The 20,774-nt window shown below is 74.5% G+C and carries 21 protein-coding genes; 11 read left to right on the top strand and 10 right to left on the bottom strand.

What is annotated here, in order from left to right:
* Positions 1-88 precede the first annotated feature (88 nt).
* Both OO47_RS14770 and OO47_RS14765 read left to right on the top strand, forming a co-directional pair.
* Complete coding sequence (locus OO47_RS14770; protein ID WP_030214017.1) at positions 89-1,063, top strand: electron transfer flavoprotein subunit alpha/FixB family protein; 975 nt, start codon at positions 89-91, stop codon at positions 1,061-1,063.
* A 152-nt stretch (positions 1,064-1,215) separates the two neighbouring features.
* Complete coding sequence (locus OO47_RS14765) at positions 1,216-2,505, top strand: DUF6986 family protein (RefSeq protein WP_030214014.1); 1,290 nt, start codon at positions 1,216-1,218, stop codon at positions 2,503-2,505.
* Positions 2,506-2,542: 37 nt separating this feature from the next.
* On the opposite strand, the gene OO47_RS14760 is transcribed toward OO47_RS14765, so the two are convergent.
* A complete protein-coding gene (locus OO47_RS14760; RefSeq protein WP_407696305.1) occupies positions 2,543-3,526 on the bottom strand; it encodes a LacI family DNA-binding transcriptional regulator in 984 nt (327 codons plus the stop codon).
* Between the two features lie 205 nt (positions 3,527-3,731).
* Between OO47_RS14760 and OO47_RS14755 the strand changes: the two genes are divergently transcribed.
* Entirely contained in the window at positions 3,732-4,721 is a 990-nt protein-coding gene (locus OO47_RS14755) for an ROK family protein (protein WP_030214009.1), read from the top strand.
* A gap of 75 nt (positions 4,722-4,796) precedes the next feature.
* Here the strand turns inward: OO47_RS14755 and OO47_RS14750 are convergent, their stop codons facing one another.
* The gene (locus OO47_RS14750) at positions 4,797-5,021 is read right to left on the bottom strand and encodes a hypothetical protein (RefSeq protein ID WP_033209075.1); all 225 of its coding nucleotides are present in this window, start codon (positions 5,019-5,021) and stop codon (positions 4,797-4,799) included.
* A gap of 148 nt (positions 5,022-5,169) precedes the next feature.
* Here OO47_RS14750 and OO47_RS14745 point away from each other — a divergent pair, with 148 nt between their 5' ends.
* Complete coding sequence (locus OO47_RS14745; protein ID WP_030214007.1) at positions 5,170-6,207, top strand: NUDIX hydrolase; 1,038 nt, start codon at positions 5,170-5,172, stop codon at positions 6,205-6,207.
* Between the two features lie 96 nt (positions 6,208-6,303).
* Here the strand turns inward: OO47_RS14745 and OO47_RS14740 are convergent, their stop codons facing one another.
* Together OO47_RS14740 and OO47_RS14735 are read right to left on the bottom strand one after the other, a co-directional pair.
* Complete coding sequence (locus OO47_RS14740; protein ID WP_030214005.1) at positions 6,304-7,002, bottom strand: MBL fold metallo-hydrolase; 699 nt, start codon at positions 7,000-7,002, stop codon at positions 6,304-6,306.
* A gap of 119 nt (positions 7,003-7,121) precedes the next feature.
* Positions 7,122-8,486: a dipeptidase gene (locus tag OO47_RS14735; RefSeq protein WP_030214002.1), complete on the bottom strand. Its 1,365-nt coding sequence runs from the start codon at positions 8,484-8,486 to the stop codon at positions 7,122-7,124.
* 271 nt (positions 8,487-8,757) lie between these two features.
* Between OO47_RS14735 and OO47_RS14730 the strand changes: the two genes are divergently transcribed.
* A complete protein-coding gene (locus OO47_RS14730; protein WP_234323191.1) occupies positions 8,758-10,161 on the top strand; it encodes a geranylgeranyl reductase family protein in 1,404 nt (467 codons plus the stop codon).
* A gap of 77 nt (positions 10,162-10,238) precedes the next feature.
* Here OO47_RS14730 and OO47_RS14725 read toward each other — a convergent pair whose 3' ends face one another.
* Entirely contained in the window at positions 10,239-10,748 is a 510-nt protein-coding gene (locus OO47_RS14725; protein WP_051716015.1) for a nitroreductase family deazaflavin-dependent oxidoreductase, read from the bottom strand.
* Positions 10,749-10,922: 174 nt separating this feature from the next.
* Between OO47_RS14725 and OO47_RS14720 the strand changes: the two genes are divergently transcribed.
* A complete protein-coding gene (locus OO47_RS14720) occupies positions 10,923-11,618 on the top strand; it encodes a TetR/AcrR family transcriptional regulator (protein ID WP_030213986.1) in 696 nt (231 codons plus the stop codon).
* 122 nt (positions 11,619-11,740) lie between these two features.
* Here the strand turns inward: OO47_RS14720 and OO47_RS14715 are convergent, their stop codons facing one another.
* Positions 11,741-13,297 carry an MFS transporter gene (locus OO47_RS14715; RefSeq protein WP_051716013.1) on the bottom strand — a complete coding sequence of 519 codons (1,557 nt, stop codon included), beginning with the start codon at positions 13,295-13,297 and terminating at the stop codon, positions 11,741-11,743.
* Positions 13,298-13,385: 88 nt separating this feature from the next.
* Between OO47_RS14715 and OO47_RS14710 the strand changes: the two genes are divergently transcribed.
* Positions 13,386-13,784: a MarR family winged helix-turn-helix transcriptional regulator gene (locus OO47_RS14710; protein ID WP_030213980.1), complete on the top strand. Its 399-nt coding sequence runs from the start codon at positions 13,386-13,388 to the stop codon at positions 13,782-13,784.
* An 89-nt stretch (positions 13,785-13,873) separates the two neighbouring features.
* Positions 13,874-14,110 carry a hypothetical protein gene (locus OO47_RS14705; protein WP_234323174.1) on the top strand — a complete coding sequence of 79 codons (237 nt, stop codon included), beginning with the start codon at positions 13,874-13,876 and terminating at the stop codon, positions 14,108-14,110.
* A gap of 125 nt (positions 14,111-14,235) precedes the next feature.
* On the opposite strand, the gene OO47_RS14700 is transcribed toward OO47_RS14705, so the two are convergent.
* Positions 14,236-15,471: an MFS transporter gene (locus OO47_RS14700; RefSeq protein WP_030213974.1), complete on the bottom strand. Its 1,236-nt coding sequence runs from the start codon at positions 15,469-15,471 to the stop codon at positions 14,236-14,238.
* A gap of 83 nt (positions 15,472-15,554) precedes the next feature.
* Between OO47_RS14700 and OO47_RS14695 the strand changes: the two genes are divergently transcribed.
* Entirely contained in the window at positions 15,555-16,781 is a 1,227-nt protein-coding gene (locus tag OO47_RS14695) for an ROK family protein (protein WP_030213971.1), read from the top strand.
* Positions 16,782-16,805: 24 nt separating this feature from the next.
* On the opposite strand, the gene OO47_RS14690 is transcribed toward OO47_RS14695, so the two are convergent.
* Positions 16,806-17,270: an SRPBCC family protein gene (locus tag OO47_RS14690; protein WP_030213968.1), complete on the bottom strand. Its 465-nt coding sequence runs from the start codon at positions 17,268-17,270 to the stop codon at positions 16,806-16,808.
* Between the two features lie 148 nt (positions 17,271-17,418).
* Between OO47_RS14690 and OO47_RS14685 the strand changes: the two genes are divergently transcribed.
* Positions 17,419-18,195 (top strand): SAM-dependent methyltransferase, encoded by a 777-nt coding sequence (locus tag OO47_RS14685; protein WP_030213966.1) that lies wholly within the window; start codon positions 17,419-17,421, stop codon positions 18,193-18,195.
* Positions 18,196-18,219: 24 nt separating this feature from the next.
* On the opposite strand, the gene OO47_RS14680 is transcribed toward OO47_RS14685, so the two are convergent.
* The gene (locus OO47_RS14680) at positions 18,220-18,819 is read right to left on the bottom strand and encodes an ATP-binding protein (protein ID WP_078489655.1); all 600 of its coding nucleotides are present in this window, start codon (positions 18,817-18,819) and stop codon (positions 18,220-18,222) included.
* 195 nt (positions 18,820-19,014) lie between these two features.
* Positions 19,015-19,398: a hypothetical protein gene (locus OO47_RS14675; RefSeq protein WP_033209070.1), complete on the bottom strand. Its 384-nt coding sequence runs from the start codon at positions 19,396-19,398 to the stop codon at positions 19,015-19,017.
* A 211-nt stretch (positions 19,399-19,609) separates the two neighbouring features.
* Between OO47_RS14675 and cds1 the strand changes: the two genes are divergently transcribed.
* Positions 19,610-20,773: an L-cysteine desulfhydrase Cds1 gene (gene cds1 / locus OO47_RS14670; protein ID WP_030213958.1), complete on the top strand. Its 1,164-nt coding sequence runs from the start codon at positions 19,610-19,612 to the stop codon at positions 20,771-20,773.
* Position 20,774 lies beyond the last annotated feature (1 nt).

Genomic DNA, 20,774 nt, shown 5'->3' with positions numbered 1-20,774 from the left:
GCTTCAGCCGCGCGGGCCGGAACCCCTTTCCGGGACCTCGCGCGAGCCGCTCAGACCTCCCCTCACCTTCGCAGGAGATTGAATCCCCATGGCTGAGATCCTCGTCTACGTCGACCACGTCGACGGAGCCGTCCGCAAGCCCACCCTGGAGCTGCTGACGCTCGCCCGCCGCCTCGGCGACCCGGTCGCCGTCGCCCTCGGCAACGGCGCCGCCGACACCGCCCCGGCCCTCGCCGAGCACGGCGCGGTCAAGGTCCTGACCGCCGACGCGCCCGAGTTCGCCGAGTACCTCGTCGTCCCCAAGGTCGACGCCCTCCAGGCCGCCTACGAAGCTGTGTCCGCCGGGGGCTCCCTGGCCGCCGTGCTCGTGCCGTCCTCGGCCGAGGCCAAGGAGATCGCGGCCCGCCTCGCGGTCCGCATCGGCTCCGGCGTCATCACCGACGCCGTGGACCTGGAGGCCGGTGACGAGGGCCCGGTGGCGACGCAGTCCGTGTTCGCCGCCTCCTTCACCACCAAGTCTCGCGTCTCCAAGGGCACCCCGGTCATCACGGTCAAGCCGAACTCGGCTCCCGTCGAGGCCGCCCCGGCCGCCGGCACGGTGGAGGCCCTGTCGGTCTCCTTCGGCGCCCTGGCCACCGGCACCAAGGTCACCTCGCGCACCCCGCGCGAGTCGACCGGCCGCCCGGAGCTGACCGAGGCCGCGATCGTGGTCTCCGGCGGCCGCGGCGTCAACGGCGCCGAGAACTTCGCGATCATCGAGGCCCTCGCCGACTCGCTCGGCGCGGCCGTCGGCGCCTCGCGCGCCGCGGTGGACGCCGGCTGGTACCCGCACGCCAACCAGGTCGGCCAGACCGGCAAGTCGGTCTCGCCGCAGCTGTACATCGCCTCCGGCATCTCCGGCGCGATCCAGCACCGCGCGGGCATGCAGACCTCGAAGACGATCGTCGCGATCAACAAGGACGCCGAGGCGCCGATCTTCGAGCTCGTCGACTACGGCGTGGTGGGCGACCTCTTCGAGGTCGTCCCGCAGCTGACCGAAGAGGTCAAGACCCGCAAGGGCTGACCTGCGGTTCTGTCGGACCGGGGGCCGCACGGTGAACTCTCACCGTGCGGCCCCCGGCCGTTTCGGACACCCATTGACTCAGCTCCGACCGCCCGTTAACTTCGCCATACGGATTGTTGATTCCGTGCAGCGGAAAACAGGAGGGTAGTGGGATGGGACAGCAGGAGAAGGTGTCGACGAGCCTCGCGGGCGCGGTCAGCGAGGGCATCAGCGCCTCCCTCGCCGCCGTGGACGCCGAGCTGGACCGCCGCTACCCGGGAGACCCCGGCACCCGCCAGCCCGTCCACACCGTCTACGTCCCCGGCAACCTCTTCGACGCCGGCACCGTCCGCTCCTGGGGCGACCAGGCCCTCGCCGCCCTCGACGAACACGCCCCCGACGCCGCCTCCTTCGCCGCCGTCCTCGGCCTCCCCGACGACCTCGCCGAGGACGTGTACGGCCGCGTGCGGGCCAAGCTGGAGCGCGAGCCGATCGAGGACCTCCGGGTCGACTTCGAGGACGGCTACGGCGGCGACGACGAGGACCGGGACGCCGCCCGCGCCGCCCGCCTGGTCTCCGAGGCGTACGCGAAGGGCACGGCCGCCCCGTACACCGGCATCCGGATGAAGTGCATGGAGGCCGCCGTACGCGACCGGGGCATCCGCACCACCGACGTCTTCCTCACCGGCCTCCTGGAGCACGGCGGCCTCCCGGAAGGACTCGTCCTCACCCTCCCCAAGGTCACCTACCCCGAGCAGGTCACCGCCTTCGTGCGCCTTCTGGAGGCCTTCGAGAAGGCCCACGGCCTCGACGCCGGCCGCCTCGGCTTCGAGATCCAGATCGAGACCAGCCAGGCCATCCTCGCCGCCGACGGCACCGCCGCCGTCGCCCGCATGATCGGCGCCGCCGAGGGCCGCGCCACCGGACTGCACTACGGCACCTTCGACTACAGCGCCTGTCTCGGCGTCTCCGCCGCCTACCAGGCCAGCGACCACCCGGCCGCCGACCACGCCAAGGCGATCATGCAGGTCGCCGCCGCCGGCACCGGCGTCCGCGTCTCCGACGGCTCCACCAACGTCCTGCCGGTCGGCTCCACCGCGCACGTCCACGAGGCCTGGCGCCTGCACTACGGCCTCACCCGCCGCGCCCTCGCCCGCGCCTACTACCAGGGCTGGGACATGCACCCCGGCCACATCCCCACCCGCTACGCCGCCGTCTTCGCCTTCTACCGCGAGGGCTTCGAGACCGCCGCCAAGCGCCTCTCCGCCTACGCCAACCACGCGGGCGGCGACGTCATGGACGAGCCCGCCACCGCCAAGGCGCTCAGCTCCTACCTGCTGCGCGGCATCGACTGCGGCGCCCTCGACACCGCCGAGGTCGACGCCCTCACCGGTCTGACCCGCGCGGACCTCGACCGCTTCGCGGCCCCGCGCCGGGGCGACCTCACGGCCTCGGCCGAGTAACCGCAGGGAAGGACCGGCCGGCCGCCGGCGGAGGACGTCAGGCGGCCGGCGGCGCGATCTCGCCCGAACCCCGGGCCAGGAGCGTCGTGCCGAGCACCACCCGCTCCGGCGCCCCGTCGGCCCCGTCCAGGCGCCGGAACAACCGCTCCGCCGCCGTCCTGCCGAGGGCGGCGGCGTCCTGGGCGACGACCGTGATGCCCAGCAGGTCGGCCAGTTCGATGTCGTCGAAGCCGACCAGGGCGATCGGCCGGGGCTGCGCGGCGAGCGCCCGGACGACCGTGACGGTGACCCGGTTGTTCCCCGCGAACAAGGCCGTCACCGGCTCCGGCGCAGTCAGCATCCCCCGTACCGCCGCGTCCACCCGCTCCGGGCCGGTTGGTCCCGGCGAGACCCACTCCTCACGGACCGGAAGACCCGCGTCCTCCATCGCCGCGCGGTAGCCGCGCAGCCGCTCGGCCGCCGTGTGGATGTGCGGGCGGTCGCCGATGAAGCCGATCCGGCGGTGGCCGTGCGCGATCAGATGGGCCGTGCCCTCGCGCGCGCCGCCGAAGCTGTCGGAGAGGACCGCGTCGGCGTCGATCCGCCCGGCGGGGCGGTCCACGAACACCGTGGCGACGCCCGCCCTGATCTCGGGCTCCAGATACCGGTGGTCGTCGCCGGCCGGGATGACGATGAGGCCGTCCACCCGGCGTGCGCACAGCGCGAGCGCCAACTCCTGCTCCCGGTCGGGGTCCTCGGCGCTCGACCCGTTGATCAGGAGGGCCCCGTGCGCCCGCGCGACCTCCTCGACCGCCCGGCTCAGCGGACCGTAGAAGGGGTCGGCGAGGTCCTCGAGGACCAGGCCGACGGTCGCGGTCCTGCCCTTGCGCAGGACCCGCGCGCTGTCGTTGCGGCGGAAGCCGAGGACCTCGATGGCCTCCTGGACCCGCCGCTCGGTGTCGGCGGTGACGCCCGGCTCGCCGTTCACCACCCGGGACACCGTCTTCAGGCCCACGCCCGCCTTGGCGGCGACGTCCTTCATCGTGGGCCGGTTGCCGTAGCGGTGCTCGGGGCGGTGGTCGGTGTCGGCCACGGTCTGCGGTTCCTCCGTCGTGTCGGGACCCCGCCGTGGCCGGGCCGTCTTTCGGACTCCGCACGAGCATAGGACCTGGACAACGTTGTCATAGCGCGTGAGAGGATGAGGAACGCCGTACCGTCCCCGGCCGCCCCCTGGAGGCTCCCCGTCCATGTGTACCGACCTCGCCACGGGCCTCGTCGCCGCCCTCGACATCGGGGGCACCAAGATCGCCGGTGCCCTGGTCGACGGCGAGGGGCGCGTCCGCGTCCGGTCCCGGCGGCCCACGCCCGCGCGTGAGGACGGCGAGACGGTGATGGCGGCGGTCGAGGGCGTCCTCGGCGACCTCGCCGCCTCCCCGCTGTGGGAGGCCGCCGACGCCGTCGGCATCGGCAGCGCGGGTCCGGTCGACGCGGCCCGGGGGACCGTCAGCCCCGTCAACGTCCCCGGCTGGCGCGACTACCCGCTGGTCGAACGGGTCCGGCGGGCCGCCGGCGGCCGACCGGTCACCCTCGTCGGCGACGGCGTCGCCATGACGGCCGCCGAGCACTGGCTCGGAGCCGCCCGCGGCCACGACAACGCCCTCTGCCTCGTGGTCTCCACGGGCGTCGGCGGCGGTCTCGTCCTCGGCGGGCGCCTCCACCCGGGCCCCACCGGCAACGCCGGTCACATCGGACACATCACGGTCGACCTGGACGGCGAGCCCTGCGCGTGCGGCGGACGGGGCTGCGTCGAACGCCTCGCCAGCGGCCCGCACCTGGCCCGCCGCGCCCTGGAGAACGGCTGGCGGCCGGGGCCCGACGGCGACGCCTCCGCCGCCGCGGTGGCCGCCGCCGCGCGCGCCGGGGACCCGGTGGCCGCCGCCTCGTTCGAGCGCGCGGCCCAGGCGCTCGCCGCGGGCATCGCCGCCACGGCGACCCTGGTCGAAATCGACATCGCGGTCGTCGGCGGCGGGGTGGCGGGCGCCGGCGAGGTCCTCTTCGCCCCGCTCCGGCGCAGCCTCCGCGGCTACGCCACGCTCTCCTTCGTACGGGACCTGACGGTCGTCCCGGCCGTCACGGGCACCGACGCCGGTCTCCTCGGCGCGGCGGCGGCCGCCGCGTACGCCCGGGGAGAAGGGGCGTACGCGGGCGCGAACGCGGGTGCGGCCAGCGGTTCCTGAGGGCCTTCTACGGCCGTGGACACGGCGTACGACGGAGGGGGAGCCGCGCCGCGGCTCCCCCTCTTCCCGTACCGCCTACTCCCGTGCCCGCTCGGCCGTCCGCTGCCCGACCAGCCTGCCCTCGGCCTTCCTCCGGTCCGGCGGTCTCTGCTCCACGACCACCAGGAACGCGTCGGACTCCAGGTCCATCACGACCCGGGCCGGCACCCCCTCGTCGCGCCGCGCGCCGGCGAACTCCTCGGCGGGCCAGCTGCCCCGGGGACCGCCGGCCGGAAAACGTTCGAGAACCGTACGACTCATTTCCACACCCCTCGTGCTTGCCGTTCTCAACGACGGTTTCCCGGAAGCGTCACGCACATGCCGGTCCCGCCGCCGATCCATACGATCGTGGTTTCCGTGGCAGGGTGTTGCGGGCAAGCCACAGGGGGCTACCGAAGAGGGGGAAGACGTGATCGTCTGGATCAACGGGGCGTTCGGCGCGGGAAAGTCCAGCACCGCGCGTGAACTGGTCGATCTGATCCCGCGCAGCACCCTGTACGATCCCGAGGCCACCGGTGACGCGGTGCGCCGGCTCGTTCCGGCCGAGCGGCTCGCCGAGGTCGGGGACTACCAGGACCTGCCGATCTGGCGGCGACTCGTGGTCGACACCGCCGCTGCCCTACTTGCCGAGGTCGGCGGCGTCCTGGTCGTCCCCATGACCCTGCTCCGCCAGGAGTACCGGGACGAGATCTTCGGCGGACTCGCCGCCCGCCGCATCGAGGTGCGCCACATCCTGCTCACCCCTGAGGAAACGATCCTGCGTCAGCGGATCGACACCCGGGAGGAGTACGGCGATCCCGAGGCCGACGCCCGCGTCCGGAAGTGGTGCCACGCCCACGTGGACCCGTACCGCGCCGCCCTCGGCCGCTGGCTCGCCGCCGACGCGCACACCGTGGACAACTCCGCGCTCACCGCGGCCGAGACCGCCGGAGCCGTCGCCGACGCGATACGGACGGGGCTCGTCGCCCCCTGCGGGATCGTCCAGACGCCCGAGCCGACCGGCGAGACCGTCGCCGCCGGCGTGCTGCTCTTCGACGAACAGGACCGCTTCCTGCTCGTGGACCCCACCTACAAGCCCGGCTGGGAGTTCCCCGGCGGCGTCGTCGAGCCCGGCGAGCCCCCGGCCCGCGCCGGGATGAGGGAGGTGGCCGAGGAGATCGGCCTCGCGCTGGACGCCGTGCCCCGGCTGCTGCTCGTGGACTGGGAGCGCCCCGAGCCCCCGAAGTACGGGGGGCTGCGCCTCCTCTTCGACGGCGGCACCCTCCGCGCCGCCGACGCCGGGCGGCTGAGCCTGCCCGGCGCCGAACTGCGCGGCTGGCGCTTCGTCACCGAGGAGGAGGCCGCCGAGCTGCTGCCGCCCGTCCGCTACCGGCGCCTGCGCTGGGCCCTGCGCGCACGGGAGCGCGGCACGGTGCTCAACCTGGAGGCCGGGATCCCGGTGGGGTGACCCCGACCGGTCGGAGCGGCCCCGGCCCGGGTTCGCACGGGCCGGGGCCGCTCAGGCCAGGGCCGTCCGGGTCAGGTCCGCTCAGGCCGGGCCCGCTCAGGCCAGGGCCGCTCCGGCCTCCGTCGCCGCCCTCAGCCGGGCCGCCGTGTCCGTGACGACCGGCGCGCCGTGACCGCAGCACAGCACCGACGGGTCGAGCTCCGCCAGCCTCCGCATCGACTCCAGGGCGAGGGCGCGGTCGACGTGGAAGACCCCGAAGGTGACGTCCTGGACCGAGGCCACCGTGTCCCCGGTGAACAGCACGCCGTGGCGCGGGAGGTGCACGGCCATCGAACCCGGGGTGTGACCGGGGGTGTGGACCACCACGGCCCCGTCGCCGAAGCCGAGCTCCTCGCCGTCCTCGACCTCGCGGTCCACCCGGGTCGGCGGCGCCTCCGGCACGGTCAGACCGTGCTCGTACAGCGGGAGCTCCCAGTCCAGGAGGTCGGGTTCGGGGACCGGGGCCTCGCCCCGGACCACCGGCGCGTCCAGGCGGTGCGCCACGATCTCGGCCCCGTGGCGGTCCGCGAGCTCCTGGGCCGCGCCCACGTGGTCGCGGTGGCAGTGGGTCAGCACGATGCGGCGCAACCGGTCCGGGTCCAGGCCGGCCGCCCGTACGGCCGCCGCCGTCGCGTCCGCCGTACCCGCCCAGCCCGCGTCGATCAGGGTCAGTTCCTCCTCGTCCCGCCAGAGGTAGGACTGACCGATGGAGTGGTCGAGCAGGTACAGCCGCGGAGTCACTGCGATGGATTCCATGCGGCGAACCTACGCGTCCGCGCAGGCCCGCCGCCCGGTTCTACGCTCTCGGCGAGCTTCGCCGAACGCTGAACCCGACCGGGAACCGACCGGGACCCCGACCGGAGACCGACGTTCCGTCAGACCTGCTTCGAGCGCGCGTAGTTCACGAGGAAGTGGGCCTCGGCCACCGACAGGCGCTCCAGCTCCTCCGGGGACACGGACTCGTTGGGCGCGTGGATCTGCGCCTCCGGCTCGCTCAGGCCGATCAGCAGGATCTCCGCCTCCGGGTACAGCGAGGCCAGCGTGCTGCACAGCGGGATCGAGCCGCCCAGACCGGCCGTCTGCATCTCCTGACCGGGGTACGCGACCTCCATCGCCTCGGCCATCGAGGCGTACGCCGGGCTCGACGTGTCCGCCTGGAAGGCCTGGCCCTGGCCGACCTGCTCCATGGTCACCCGCGCGTTCCACGGCGTGTGGTTCTCGATGTGCGCGAAGAGCAGCTTGGTCGCCTCCGCCGCGTCCTGGCCCGGCGGCACCCGCAGGCTGATCTGCGCGCGGGCCGTCTTCGGGATGGACGGGGTGGCGCCGGCCACCGGGTGGCAGTCGATGCCGACGACGGTGACGGCGGGACGCGCCCAGATGCGGTCCGCGACCGTGCCGCCGCCCGGCAGGTCCACGCCCGGCAGCACCTTGGCGTCCTGGCGGAAGTTCTCCTCGGGGTACTGGAGGCCTTCCCAGACCTTGTCGCCCGGCAGGCCGTCGATGACGGTCGAACCGTCCGGGCCGCGCAGCGAGTCGAGCACGCGGATCAGCGCGGCGAGCGCGTCCGGGGCGGCGCCGCCGAACTGGCCGGAGTGCAGGTTGCCCTCCAGGGTGTCGATCCGCACCCGGATCATCGTCATGCCCCGCAGGGTCGCGGTCACCGTCGGCAGGCCCACCCGGAAGTTGCCCGCGTCGCCGATCACGATGGCGTCGGCGGCCAGCAGCTCGGGGTGCTCCTCGGCGTACCGCTCCAGACCGCCGGTGCCCTGCTCCTCCGAGCCCTCGACGATCACCTTGACCGTCACCGGGACGCCGCCGTTCGCCTTCAGGGCGCGCAGCGCGAGCAGGTGCAGGATCACCCCGCCCTTGCAGTCGGCCGTGCCGCGCCCGTACCAGCGCCCGTCGCGCTCGGTCAGCTCGAACGGCGGGGAGAGCCACGCGGACTCGTCCAGCTTCGGCTGCACGTCGTAGTGCGCGTAGAGGAGGACGGTCGGCGCACCGGCCGGGCCGGGCAGCACGCCGTACACGGCCTGCGAGCCGTCCGGGGTGTCGAGCAGCGCCACGTCCTGGAAGTCCTCGGCGCGCAGCGCGTCCGCGACCCAGTTCGCCGCCGCCTCGCACTCGCTGCGCGGGGCCACGTTCTCGTCCGCCACCGACTCGAAGGCCACCAGTTCCGTGAGCTCCGTCCTGGCGCGGGGCATCAGGGACCGTACGGTCTCGGCGATCGGATTCGCGGTCATGGGCACGCTCCTGGTGGGTGCGACGTTACGACGGTGTGAACGGCGTCGTCGCGTGTCGTGGCGCGGCGAACGCACCGTCGATCCTACGGCCGGGGCTCCGGCTACCGCGCCGTAGGATGCGTCAGGAGCAGACCCCCGGTCGGATCAGGAGCAGAAGCACATCGTGAGCAGCGAGCACGCAGGGAACGCCGGTCCGGAGAACACCGAGCCCGAGGGCGCGGCTCCTGAGGGCACCGGTGCGGAGGCGGCGAGGGACGACGACCCCGGCACGGTGGAGGACGGGGGAGTGGAGGACGAGGCCGTCCGCGACGCCGCGGACGGCGCGGCGGACGTCTGGGACGTCGTGGTCGTCGGCGCCGGACCGGCCGGCGCGTCCGCGGCCTACGCGGCGGCGGTGGCCGGGCGCCGGGTGCTCCTCCTGGAGAAGTCCGAGCTGCCCCGGTACAAGACCTGCGGCGGCGGCATCATCGGCCCCTCCCGCGACGCGCTCCCGCCGGGCTTCGAACTGCCCCTCCAGGACCGGGTGCACGCCGTCACCTTCTCCCTCGAAGGACGCTTCGCCCGCACCCGCCGCTCGCGCCGGATGCTCTTCGGGCTCATCAACCGCCCCGAGTTCGACGCGCAGCTCGTCGAGCACGCGCAGAAGGCGGGCGCCGAACTGCGAACCGGCGCCACGGTGATCCGGGTGGAGCAGCACGGTCCGGCGGTCCCGGACCGGCGGACCGCCGCCGTGGTCCTGGCCGACGGCGAAACGATCCTGGCGCGCGCGGTCGTCGGCGCCGACGGCAGCGCCAGCCGGATAGGCGCTCACGTCGGGGTGAAGATGGGCCAGGTCGACCTGGGCCTGGAGGCGGAGATCCCCGTGCCGCAGTCCGTGGCCGAGGACTGGAAGGGACGCGTCCTCATCGACTGGGGCCCGATGCCCGGCAGTTACGGGTGGGTGTTCCCCAAGGGCGACACGCTGACCGTCGGCGTCATCTCGGCGCGCGGCGAGGGGGCCGCCACCAAGCGGTACCTGGAGGACTTCGTCGCCCGGCTCGGCCTGGCCGGCTTCGAGCCCTCGATCTCCTCCGGCCATCTGACCCGCTGCCGCACCGACGACTCGCCGCTCTCCCGCGGCCGGGTCCTGGTCTGCGGCGACGCGGCCGGCCTCCTGGAGCCGTGGACGCGCGAGGGCATCTCGTACGCGCTGCGCTCGGGCCGCCTCGCGGGCGAGTGGGCGGTACGGGTCGCCGAGGCGAACGACGCGGTCGACGCGCGCCGCCAGGCCCTGAACTACGCCTTCGCCGTCAAGGCGGGCCTCGGCGTGGAGATGGCGGTAGGACGGCGGATGCTCGCGGTCTTCGAGCGGCGCCCGGGGCTGCTGCACGCCACGCTCACGGGCCTGCGGCCGGCCTGGAACGCCTTCGCCGACATCACCCGGGGCTCGGCCACCCTCGGCGGCATGGTCCGCTCGAACGGTCTGGCCCGGCGCGCCCTCGAACTCCTGGACAAGCGGATGGACACCTCGTCCGGCGTCGGCCCGGCGGGCCGGGGCGTCACGGCGAAGGAGCGCGACACGGCGGGCTCGAGGGGAGCGGAGGACACGGAAGGCACGGAAGGCGCGAAGGGGTCGGAAGACGCGAAGGGGTCGGAGGGTGCGAACGGGTCGGAGGGCGCAGGGACGGGCGCCTGACCCTCCCCTCGTGCGGCGGTCCGGCGCGACCGCCGGAACCACCGCCGACCCGTACGGGCTCCGCCGTCCCGGTCCGCTCACGCGGCCGGGGCGGCGGAGCCCGTCGTCGTGATGCGGAAGACGGGGTGCTTCGGCGCGACGGCGCGCAGCTCGGCGTCGGAGGAGTCCGGGCCGACCCCGTCGAAGAAGATGCCGACCTCGGCCTTCCAGCGCTTGAGGTAGGCACGGAGCAGCGCGGGCTTGGCGTCGTCGGCGACCTCGACGGCGGTGAACTCCTGCACGTGCCGGCCGAGGTGCAGCTGCCCGCCCCCGGCGGCCCGCATGTTGCGGGTCCACTGGACGTGGCCGCGGGGGGCCACGAGGTACTGGGCGCCGTCCACCGTCAGGAGGTTGACGGGGGTGCGGCGCCACTCGCCGCTCTTGCGCCCCCGGACGGCGAGCACCCGGGAGCCCCAGACACTGATGCCGCGGCGGGTCGTCCAGGCGACCAGGCGGTTGAGGACGTTCACGGTGAACCAGCCGGGCCTCATGACGTGGGCGGCGGGGGAGGGGGAGGAACCGGTGGGGTCGGCGGGCTGGGCGGACATGGCTGCCTCCTGAGGGCTTCTGCCGGGCACTTCTGCCGATGAGCGAAACGTGAGCGCTGCTCTCTCTTGAGATCAGTGTGCACGGTTCGGTGCTCGCAATCAAGAGCGGTGCTCTCATTTAAGTTCGGTGATCTCCTTTCGTTTCGGTGCTCCGAAAGTGGCACACTGCTCTCCATGACGACCGTTCGAGGAGCCCGCGCCCGCGCCCGCATCGAGATCACCGCCGCCATCAAGGACGAGGCCCGCGCCCAGCTCGCGGCGGAGGGCGCCGCCAAGCTGTCCCTGCGGGCCGTCGCCCGCGAGCTGGGCATGGTGTCCTCCGCGCTCTACCGCTACTTCCCGAGCCGCGACGACCTCCTCACCGCCCTGATCGTCGACGCCTACGACGCAGTCGGCGCCGCCGCCGAGCGGGCCGCCGCCGACTCCGCAGGGCAGCGGCCGCTGGACCGCTGGACCGCCGTCTGCCGCGCGGTCCGCGCCTGGGCGGTCGCCCACCCCCACGAGTACGCCCTGATCTACGGCTCCCCGGTCCCCGGCTACACCGCCCCCCGGGACACGGTCGCCCCCGCCGCCCGTGTCGGCCTCGCCCTCATCGGGATCGTCCGCCTGGCCCATGCCGGTGAGGGCGTCGCCCTCCCCCCGCTCCCGGACGCCCTGCGCCCCGAGGCCGGTCGGATCGCCGCCGACATCGCCCCGGACCTTCCCCCGGCCCTCGCCGTCGCGCTCGTCGCCGCCTGGTCGCAGCTCTTCGGCCTCGTCTCCTTCGAGGTCTTCGGGCAGTTCCACCGCGTCGTCGAGGACCGCGACACCTTCTTCGCCGCCGCCGCCCGCCGCCTGGGCCAGGACGTGGGCCTGCTCCCGCGCGGCTGAACCCGTCCGGCCGCATCGCCCCGCCGGGCCGGCGTCCGCGCGGGACCGGTCCGGCCGACACCGCGAGGCCGCCCGGTCGCCGAAGCGCCGGACGGCCGCGCGTCCCCCCGTACCCCCGGCGGTCAGTCGCGGAGGACTGCCTTCGCCGGGGAGGTCCCAGCCGCAGGGCTGGAGGTCGGCGCGTCGGAGGCCACCGGCTCGAAGGCCGCCGCGTCGGTGTCCGAGGACCGCGCGACCACGACCGACCCGACCGCCGCGCCCCGCGGCCTCCGCAGCCCCGGCAGGGTGATGAGGAGGCCGGCGAGGGCGATGGCCGCGACCACGGCCAGGCCGGGCCGGAAGCCGTCCAGGACCTGCTGCGGGGAGGCGCCGCCGCCGTGTGCGTCGCCCGCGGTGATGACGGCGGTGGTCACGGCCAGGAAGAACGCGCCGCCGACCTGGATCGAGGTGTTGAGCAGGCCCGAGACCATGCCCTGCTCGCGGTCGTCCACGCCGTTGGTGGCCTGGATGTTGAGCGAGGGGAAGACCAGGGCGCAGGCCGCGCCGATGAGCAGCATCGACGGCAGGACGACGGCCGCGTACTGGGGGACGAGCGAGATCCGCAGGAAGAGCGCGTACCCGACGACGAGCAGGGTGAAGCCGGTCGCGATCACCCGGGGCGTGCCGAACCGGTCCACGATCCCGCCGATCTTCGTGGACGAGAGGGCCACCAGCACGCCGGCCGGGAGGAAGGCGAGCGCCGTCTGGAGCGCGGACCAGCCGAGCAGCGACTGCATGTACTGGGTCACGATGAACTGGAAGGCCACGTACGAGCCGAAGAACGCCGCCGCGCCGAGCTGGGCCCGGACCTGCGAGCCGGAGCGCAGCACCCCGAGCCGTACGAGGGGGCTCGGGCTGCGCCGTTCGATCAGGACGAAGGCGACGAGCAGGGCGGCGGCCGCCAGGAAGGACAGCAGGGTGCGGGCGGAGGCCCAGCCCGCCTCGGGGGCCTCGACCACGGTGAAGACGAGCAGCAGCATCGCGGCCGTGCCGGTGACGGCGCCCGGCAGGTCGTAGCCGCCGGAGGAGCCGTCGCGGGCGCTGTGCGGGATGAGGCGCAGCGCGAAGACGAGGGCGATCAGGGCGACGGGGGCGGGGAGCAGCATGGTCCACCGCCAGCTCAGCTCCGTGAGCAGCCCGGACAGGACGAGGCCCATGGAGAAGCCGGTGGCGGCGCAGGTGGTGTAGATGGACAGGGCCCGGTTGCGCTGCGGACCCTCCTTGAAGGTGGTCGTGATGATCGACAGGCCGGCGGGGGCGGTGAAGGCGGCGCTGAGCCCCTTGACGAACCGGCTGGCGATGAGGAGCGGCCCGGAGTCGACGAGCCCGCCGAACAGCGAGGCGACCGCGAAGACGGCGAGCGCGATCAGGAAGACCCGGCGCCTGCCGAGCAGGTCGGCGGCGCGGCCGCCGAGGAGCAGCAGCCCTCCGTAGCCGAGGATGTAGCCGCTCACGATCCACTGGAGGGTGGCGGTGGACAGGTCGAGGTCGGCCGCGATCGAGGGCAGGGCGACGCCGACCATGGAGACGTCGAGGGCGTCGAGGAACATCGCGGCGCAGAGCACGAGCAGGGTGCCCCAGAGGCGCGGACTCCAGCGTTCCTGCGCGGACTCGGGCACGTCGGTGAGCGGAGAGGTCATGGACGGAGACAGTACATGCACATGCATTGAATGCAAGTGCATTTAATTCTCATGCAACAAAAGGGGTCGTCTCTGCTAACGTGCGCCCATGGCAGCGAACAAGTCCGAACGCGCGCTCGTGGAGGAGTGGCGTGACGTCCTCGCCCTGCACGCCCGTACGACCTGTGAGCTCGACCGGGCCCTCCAGCCGCACGGACTCGGAGCCAGCGACTTCGAAGTCCTCGACGTCCTCGCCGAGGGCGCGTCCGAGGACGGCCCGGCGTCCTGGCGCTTCCAGGAACTCGCCGGCCGCGTCCACCTCAGCCAGAGCGCGCTGTCCCGGCTCGTCGCCCGTCTGGAGAAGGACGGCCTGGTCGTCCGGGGCATGTGCCCCGAGGACCGGCGCGGCGTCCAGGTGAGGCTCACCGGGAAGGGCCTCGACCGCCACGCCGGGGCGAAGCCCCTCCAGCGCGAGGTCCTGACCCGGATGCTGGACCGGGATTCCTGAAGCGCCCGCGCGCGTGACACCCTGACGGCGTGATCATCAGGGTGAGTGAGGCACGTGTACGTCCTGACCGTTTCGAGGCGTTCCACGACATGATCGTCTCCGCGGTGCGCGAGTTCCCCGACCGGCATCCGGGCCTCGTGGACCACGAGGTGCTGCTCGCACCGCCCGACGCGCTGCTGTACGTCAGCCGCTGGCGCGACGAGCGGGCGCTGGTCGAGTACGCGGGCGAGTACTGGCGCGACCGGCCCGTCGTCCTGCCGGGCGAGGAGGAGTACCTCGTCGAGCCCCTCCGCGTACGGCACTTCACGCTCGCGTCCCTGCGGTGAGGGACGCCCCGCCCGGCCTGCGGTGAGGGACGCCCGCCAGGCCTGCGGTGAGGGACGCCCCGCCCGGGGGCGACGAGGACCTGCTCCGCCGGGGCTTCCGCGCCTCGTCGTGCCGGAGCGGCCGCTCAGGCCGTCCGGGCCTCCCCGGCGTCCCGGGCCAGGTACCCCATCACCGCCGCCCCGGCGGCGAGCACCGCGACCGTGGTGAGCGCGGCCGGCAGGGAGAACCAGTCGGCGAGGAACCCGATCGAGGGCGGGCCCAGCAGCATCCCGCCGTATCCGAGCGTGGACGCGGTCGCCACCCCGGCGGGGCCGGCGAGCGCGCCCGCGCGGGCCACCGCGACGGGGAAGACGTTGGCGAGGCCGAGGCCGGTCACGGCGAAGCCGAGGAGCGCGGCCCAGACGGTCGGCGCGAGCGCGCCGAGCAGCATGCCCGCGGCGGCGGTCGCGCCGCCCGCGACCAGGGTCCTGGTCTGGCCGAGGCGTTCGAGCAGCGCGGTGCCGGAGAGCCGGCCTACGGTCATCGTCAGGGCGAAGACCGAGTATCCGGCGGCGGCCGCCCCGGGGTGCGCGTGCAGGTCCTGGGTGAGGTGGAGGGCGCCCCAGTCGGCGAGCGCGCCCTCGCCGTACGCCGTGCAGAGCGCGATCGTGCCGAAGACGAGGACCGCGCGGCGCGAGCCGCCCGGCCGCGCGCCGGGGGCGTCGGTCCCGGCGGACCGCGCCGGCCGGACCTCGGGCGGGGCGGGGGAGGGGTGGCGCAGGAGCACGGGTCCGGCGGCGCCCGTCAGGGCCAGGCCGGCGAGCGTGAGGCCGAGGAGGTGGGCGGTGGGGGAGAGGCTGCCGGCGAGCAGCCCGCCGAGCCCGGCCCCCAGCATGCCGCCGAGGCTGAACGCGGCGTGGAAACCCGGCATCACGGGGCGCCGCAGCGCGGTCACGACGTCCACGGCGGCGCTGTTCATGGCGACGTTGATGCCGCCGTACGCGGCGCCGAAGACGAGCAGGACGAGGCCGAGGGCGAGCGGGGAGCGGGCGAGCGCGGGCAGGGCGACGGAGAGCGAGAGGAGTACGGCGGTGGCGACGGTGACGGCGTGGGAGCCGTACCGGCGGCAGAGGCGCCCGGTCAGCGTCATGGTCACCACGGCGCCCGCCGACACCCCGAGGAGCGCCAGGCCGAGGTCCCCGGCGGAGGCGCCGGTCTGCTCCTTGACGGCGGGGATGCGGACCACCCAGCCGGCGAACAGGAAGCCGTCGAGGGCGAAGAAGAGGGTCAGGGCGGAGCGGAGGCGGGACAGGGAGCGGGCGGCGGTGTCTCCGCCGGAGCCCCCCGAGGCGGCCGTCCGTACTTTGTTTAGTAGCGGCACAAAGTCAGGATAGGGGCGAGGGGCAGGGGAATCAACCGGCCGCGAGGTCGGGAGCGCCGTCCGATCATGGGAGACTCGCCCCCATGAACGGCAAGGCGACGACGACCCGGACACGGCTGGACAGGGGGCGCAGCGCGCTCGGCCCCGCCCTTGAGCTGGTGCACACCGGCAGGGCGCCGACCCGGGCCGTCCTCACCGCCGAACTCGGCGTCACCCGCGCCACCGCCGGGGCCGTCGCCGCCGAGCTGGAGGCCCTCGGCCTCATCAGGGTCGACTCCAACCCGGGCGCCGCGGCCGGCTCCCAGGGCCGCCCCTCGCACCGGCTCGCCGTCGACGAGAAGGGCCCCGTCGCCCTCGCCGCACAGGTCCACCCGGACGGCTTCCGGGCCGCGCTCGTCGGCCTCGGCGGCACGATCGTCGCCACGGCCCCCGGCAGCGTGGTCGTCTCCGCCGACCCCGCCCAGGTCCTCGGGGCCGTGGTCGACGCCGGAGCGGCCCTCCTCGCGGAGAGCGGCCGCCGCTGCGTCGGCGCCGGCCTCGCCGTGCCCTCCGCGGTCGCCGAACCCGAGGGCACCGCCCTCAACCCGCTGCACCTCGCCTGGCCCGCCGGTGCGCAGGTCCGCCAGATCTTCGCCGAGCGCGTACGGGAAGCGGGCATCGAGGGCCCCGCCTTCACCGGCAACGACGTGAACCTCGCCGCCCTCGCCGAGCACCGCCACGGCGCGGGGCGCGGCGCCCGGGACCTGCTCTGCGTGGCCACCGGCCACCGGGGCGTCGGCGGCGCGCTCGTGCTCGACGGGCGCCTGCACACCGGCAGCGCGGGCCTCGCCCTGGAGGTCGGCCACCTGACGGTGAACCCGGAGGGCCGCCCGTGCCACTGCGGGGGCCGGGGCTGCCTCGACGTCGAGACCGACCCGCTCGCCTTCCTCACGGCCGCCGGCCGCGTCCCCGGCCCCGAGGTCTCCCTGCTCCAGCAGTCCCGCGACCTGCTGCGCACCAGCCCGGACGACCCCGGCGTCCGGGTCGCCGTCGGAGAGCTGATCGACCGCCTCGGACTCGGCCTCGCCGGTCTGGTGAACATCCTCAACCCGGACCGGATCATCCTCGGCGGCCTCCACCGCGAACTCCTCGACGCCGACCCCGAGCGCCTCCGCGCGGTCGTCGCCGACCGCAGCCTCTGGGGTCGCAGCGGCGGCGTGCCGATCCTCCCCTGCACCCTGGACCACAACAGCCTCGTGGGCGCCGCCGAGCTGGCCTGGCAGCCGGTCCTGGACGACCCGCTGACGGCCCTCTCCCGCGAGTCCGTCTGAGTCGCCCCGGCCGCGCGGGCGCCGCTACTCCGGACGCCCTTCGAGCAGCGCCGCGAGCCGGTCCAGGGCCATGCGGGTGCCGGCCTCGTTGTCGGCGGCCGGGATCGCGTCCGGAACGCCCTCGTGGACGACCAGGACCTCGGTGCCGCCGCCGTCCGGGACCAGGGTCGTCGTCAGGGTCATGGCGCCGTGCAGCAGCGGGTCCGCCGTCTCGAACTCGACGATCTCGACGACCCGTTCGCCCGGTACGAGCTCCACGAAGCGGCCGTGGTACGTGTCCGTGCGCGGCCCCGACTTCCCCGCGCCGCCCTCCCCCTCGTACCGCAGCGAGACCCGGAAGGCGCCTCCCTCGCGCGCGTCGAACTCGTGCACCCGGCAGGTCATGCCGTACGGCACCCGCCAGCGCGCGACGGCCTCCGGGTCGAGGAGCGTCCGGTAGACGGCCAGGGGCGGGGCGTCGACGTGGCGGGACACGCGCGTGGTGTACACCCTCCCCAGGCTAGGGCCCGTACGGTGTTCGCGCCCGGGGCCGCGCCCGTACCCGGAGCCACGCCCGCGCCCGTGTCCGAGGCCGGGGTCCGGGGCCGGACCGAAATCCGGTGGGCCCGGCCGACCGTACGGCGTACCGTTCCGCCCCATGACCTCTTCCGACCCCGCCCTCCCCCCGCGCCTCGGCGGCCTCACCTTCCACGGTCCGCTCTCCGAGGACCGCGCCGCCCGCATCCTGGGGCGGCTGGCCGCCGCCGGGCCCGCCGACGTGCTCGACATCGGATGCGGCTGGGGCGAGTTGCTTCTGCGCCTCCTCGACGCCGTCCCCTCGGCCGAGGGGACCGGGATCGACATCGACGCCGAGGACCTGGCCCGGGGCCGCGCCCTCGCCGAGGAGCGCGGGCTCGCCGGCCGCGTGGCCTTCGTGGAGGAATCGGCGCTCGGCACCGACCGGGGTCCCGTCGACGCGGTCCTCTGCCTCGGCTCCAGCCAGGCGCTCTGCGACCCCGGGCTGCCGCACGACCCCGCCGCCGCCCTGCGCGAACTCCGCCGGCTCGTCCGGCCCGGCGGCCGCGTCGTCCTGGGGGAGGGCTTCTGGGAGCGCGCCCCCACCGGGGCCGAACTGGCCGGGATGTGGCCCGGCGCCCGCGCCGACGACCACCTCTCCCTCGGCGCCCTCGTGGACCTCGCGATCGGGGCCGGGTTCCGGCCCGCGTGGATCGAGACGGCGAGTGCCGAGGAGTGGGAGGAGTTCGAGTCCGGCTACCGGTACGACACCGAGGTCTGGCTCGCCGCGAACCCCGGCCACCCGCTCGCCGCCGAGACGCGCGAGCGCGTCGACCGGCAGCGCTCCGGTTGGCTGAACGGCTACCGGGGCGTCCTCGGCATCGCCTATCTGACCCTCGTGGCCGTGGCCGGGGACTGAGCGCTCCCGCCGGCCCGGCGGGCCTCAGCCCGCCCGGCCCGCCAGGACCGGGCGGGCGGCCGCCACCGCGGGGGCGGGGCTCAGGACCGGTTCGGCAGGGGTGCCGAGGGGCACGGCGGGAACCCGCTCGTACCCGGTGAAGGGGCCGCCGGCCGCGGCGCCGTACGCCACTTCCTCGCGCGTCTCGACGGGGCCGCCCACGGGCGGCGCCGCGAGGGTGAACCACACGACCTTCCCGTCGTCCCCGCACGGCCGGACGCCCCAGCTCTCGCTGACCGCGCCGACCAGGACGAGGCCCCGGCCGGAGGTGGCGAGGCCGTCGGCCGGCGTGTCGGCCGGATCGCCGAACGGGCCCTCGGTCCGGGGCAGGCGCGGGTCGTGGTCCCTGACGGAGACCGTGAGGCGGTCGAGCAGCAGCTCGACCTCCACGGTGCACCGCTTGTCCGGCCGGGCGTGCCGGTGGACGTTGGTCAGGAGTTCGGTGACTCCCAGGAGGGCATGGTCGACCAGGGCGTCGAGATGCCAGTGGCGCAGATGCGCCGAGACGATCCTGCGGACCTGTCCGATCCGCTGCGGCAGGGCTTGGAGCTCCACCGCGTAATACCTGCTCGGTTCGCTGATCACGGCTGCGACTCCCCGAAGTAGTCCGGAAGAAGACGAAGGTTCGGATCTCTCATGCGGTCCAGCGGGGCGGTGGCCACGACGTACTGTCACCGCCCGTCAACTCTCGGTGAGCTGGTTCCAGCGTGGGCCAGGGGTGGCCGTCCCGCAACTCACGGCGAGCCGTACCAGGTCCGAGGGGCGCCGCGCGCCCCGGTGTCAGCGCCGGCCCGCCGCCCGCTTGAGCGCGGCGAGGAAGCGCCCCGACTCCTCCGGCTCCTTCGACTCCTCCGGCTCCTTCGGCTTCCCGGAGTCCCCGGAGCCCCTGGCGCCTCCGGAATCCGCCGCCCCGCCGTCCCGGCCGTTCTTGTGCAGCGTCAGCCGGTACCGGGTGCCGTTCACGGTCGCCACCGCCTCGTCCGGCCCCGCGAACCACGGGCGCCCCGCCCGCACCGCCGTCACCGGCGCGCTGTCGATCTCGCTGCCGTAACTGGTGAGCAGGGCGAGCCGCCCGTCCTCGATCCGCACCTCGCCCGCGCGCGTCAGCGAACGCAGCCGGCGGTTGATCTCCACGCCCCTGGCGCTGAACTCGGGTTCCCTCATGCCGATCCGCCCCTTCCCGCCCGTTTCCCCCGGGCCGCCGCTCCCAGTGTGCCGGGCCGTCCGCGACCGCACCAGTGGCCCTCTCGCACACCCTTCCGCAAGTCTTCCCTATGGAAGGTCAAAGGGAACGTTTGCCCAGGTGGGAGGGGTATCGTCGGCGGTGGAGCACCTGGGGGAGCGCCCCCGGGGAAGCGATCGAGGAGAAGCGCGGATGAGCACCACCGACCACAGTGCGCGGAGCGGTTCGCCGGCCACTCCCGGAGGCACCGCCACCGCCACGGCGACCGTCGACGTCGACCGCAGCGACCCCGCCTACCGGGCCTGGCTGAAGGAGGCCGTCCGCAAGGTCCAGGCCGACGCCAACCGCTCGGCCGACACCCACCTGCTGCGCTTCCCGCTCCCCGAGCGCTGGGGCATCGACCTCTACCTCAAGGACGAGTCCACCCACCCCACCGGCAGCCTCAAGCACCGGCTCGCCCGCTCCCTCTTCCTGTACGGCCTGTGCAACGGCTGGATCCGCCCGGACAAGCCCGTCATCGAGGCCTCCAGCGGCTCGACCGCCGTCTCCGAGGCGTACTTCGCGAAGCTCATCGGCGTCCCCTTCATCGCCGTCATGCCCCGCACGACCAGTCCCGAGAAGTGCCGGCTCATCGAATTCCACGGCGGGCGCTGCCACTTCGTCGACGACTCGCGCACCATGTACGAGGAGTCCGCCGCCCTCGCCGAGCGCACCGGCGGCCACTACATGGACCAGTTCACCTACGCGGAGCGGGCCACCGACTGGCGCGGCAACAACAACATCGCCGAGTCGATGTACCAGCAGCTCAGGCTGGAGCGGTACCCGGAACCGGCCTGGATCGTGGCCACCGCGGGCACCGGCGGCACCTCGGCGACCATCGCCCGCTACGTGCACTACATGCAGCACGACACCCGGATCTGCGTCGCCGACCCCGAGAACTCCTGCTTCTTCGACGGCTGGACCCACCACGACCCGCACGCCACCGCCGACTGCGGCTCCCGCATCGAGGGCATCGGCCGCCCCCGCATGGAGCCGAGCTTCGTGCCCGGCGCCGTCGACCGGATGATGAAGGTGCCCGACGCGGCGAGCGTCGCCGCCGTCCGCGCCCTGGAGACCGCCATCGGCCGCAAGGCGGGCGGCTCCACCGGCACCGGCCTGTGGAGCGCCTTCAAGATCGTGGCCGAGATGGTCGGGCAGGGGTGCACCGGCAGCGTCGTCACCCTGATCTGCGACCCCGGCGACCGCTACCTCGACAAGTACTACTCCGACGACTGGCTGGCCGCCCAGGGCCTCGACATCGCCCCGTACACCGCCGCTGTCGAGAGCTTCCTGGCGACGGGGGACTGGCCGGAGTGAG

The organism is Streptomyces bikiniensis (assembly GCF_000716625.1).
GTDB classification, from domain to species: Bacteria; Actinomycetota; Actinomycetes; order Streptomycetales; family Streptomycetaceae; genus Streptomyces; species Streptomyces bikiniensis.
Note: the sequence above shows the minus strand (reverse complement) of the source record. Positions and strands in the feature narration are given on the sequence as shown.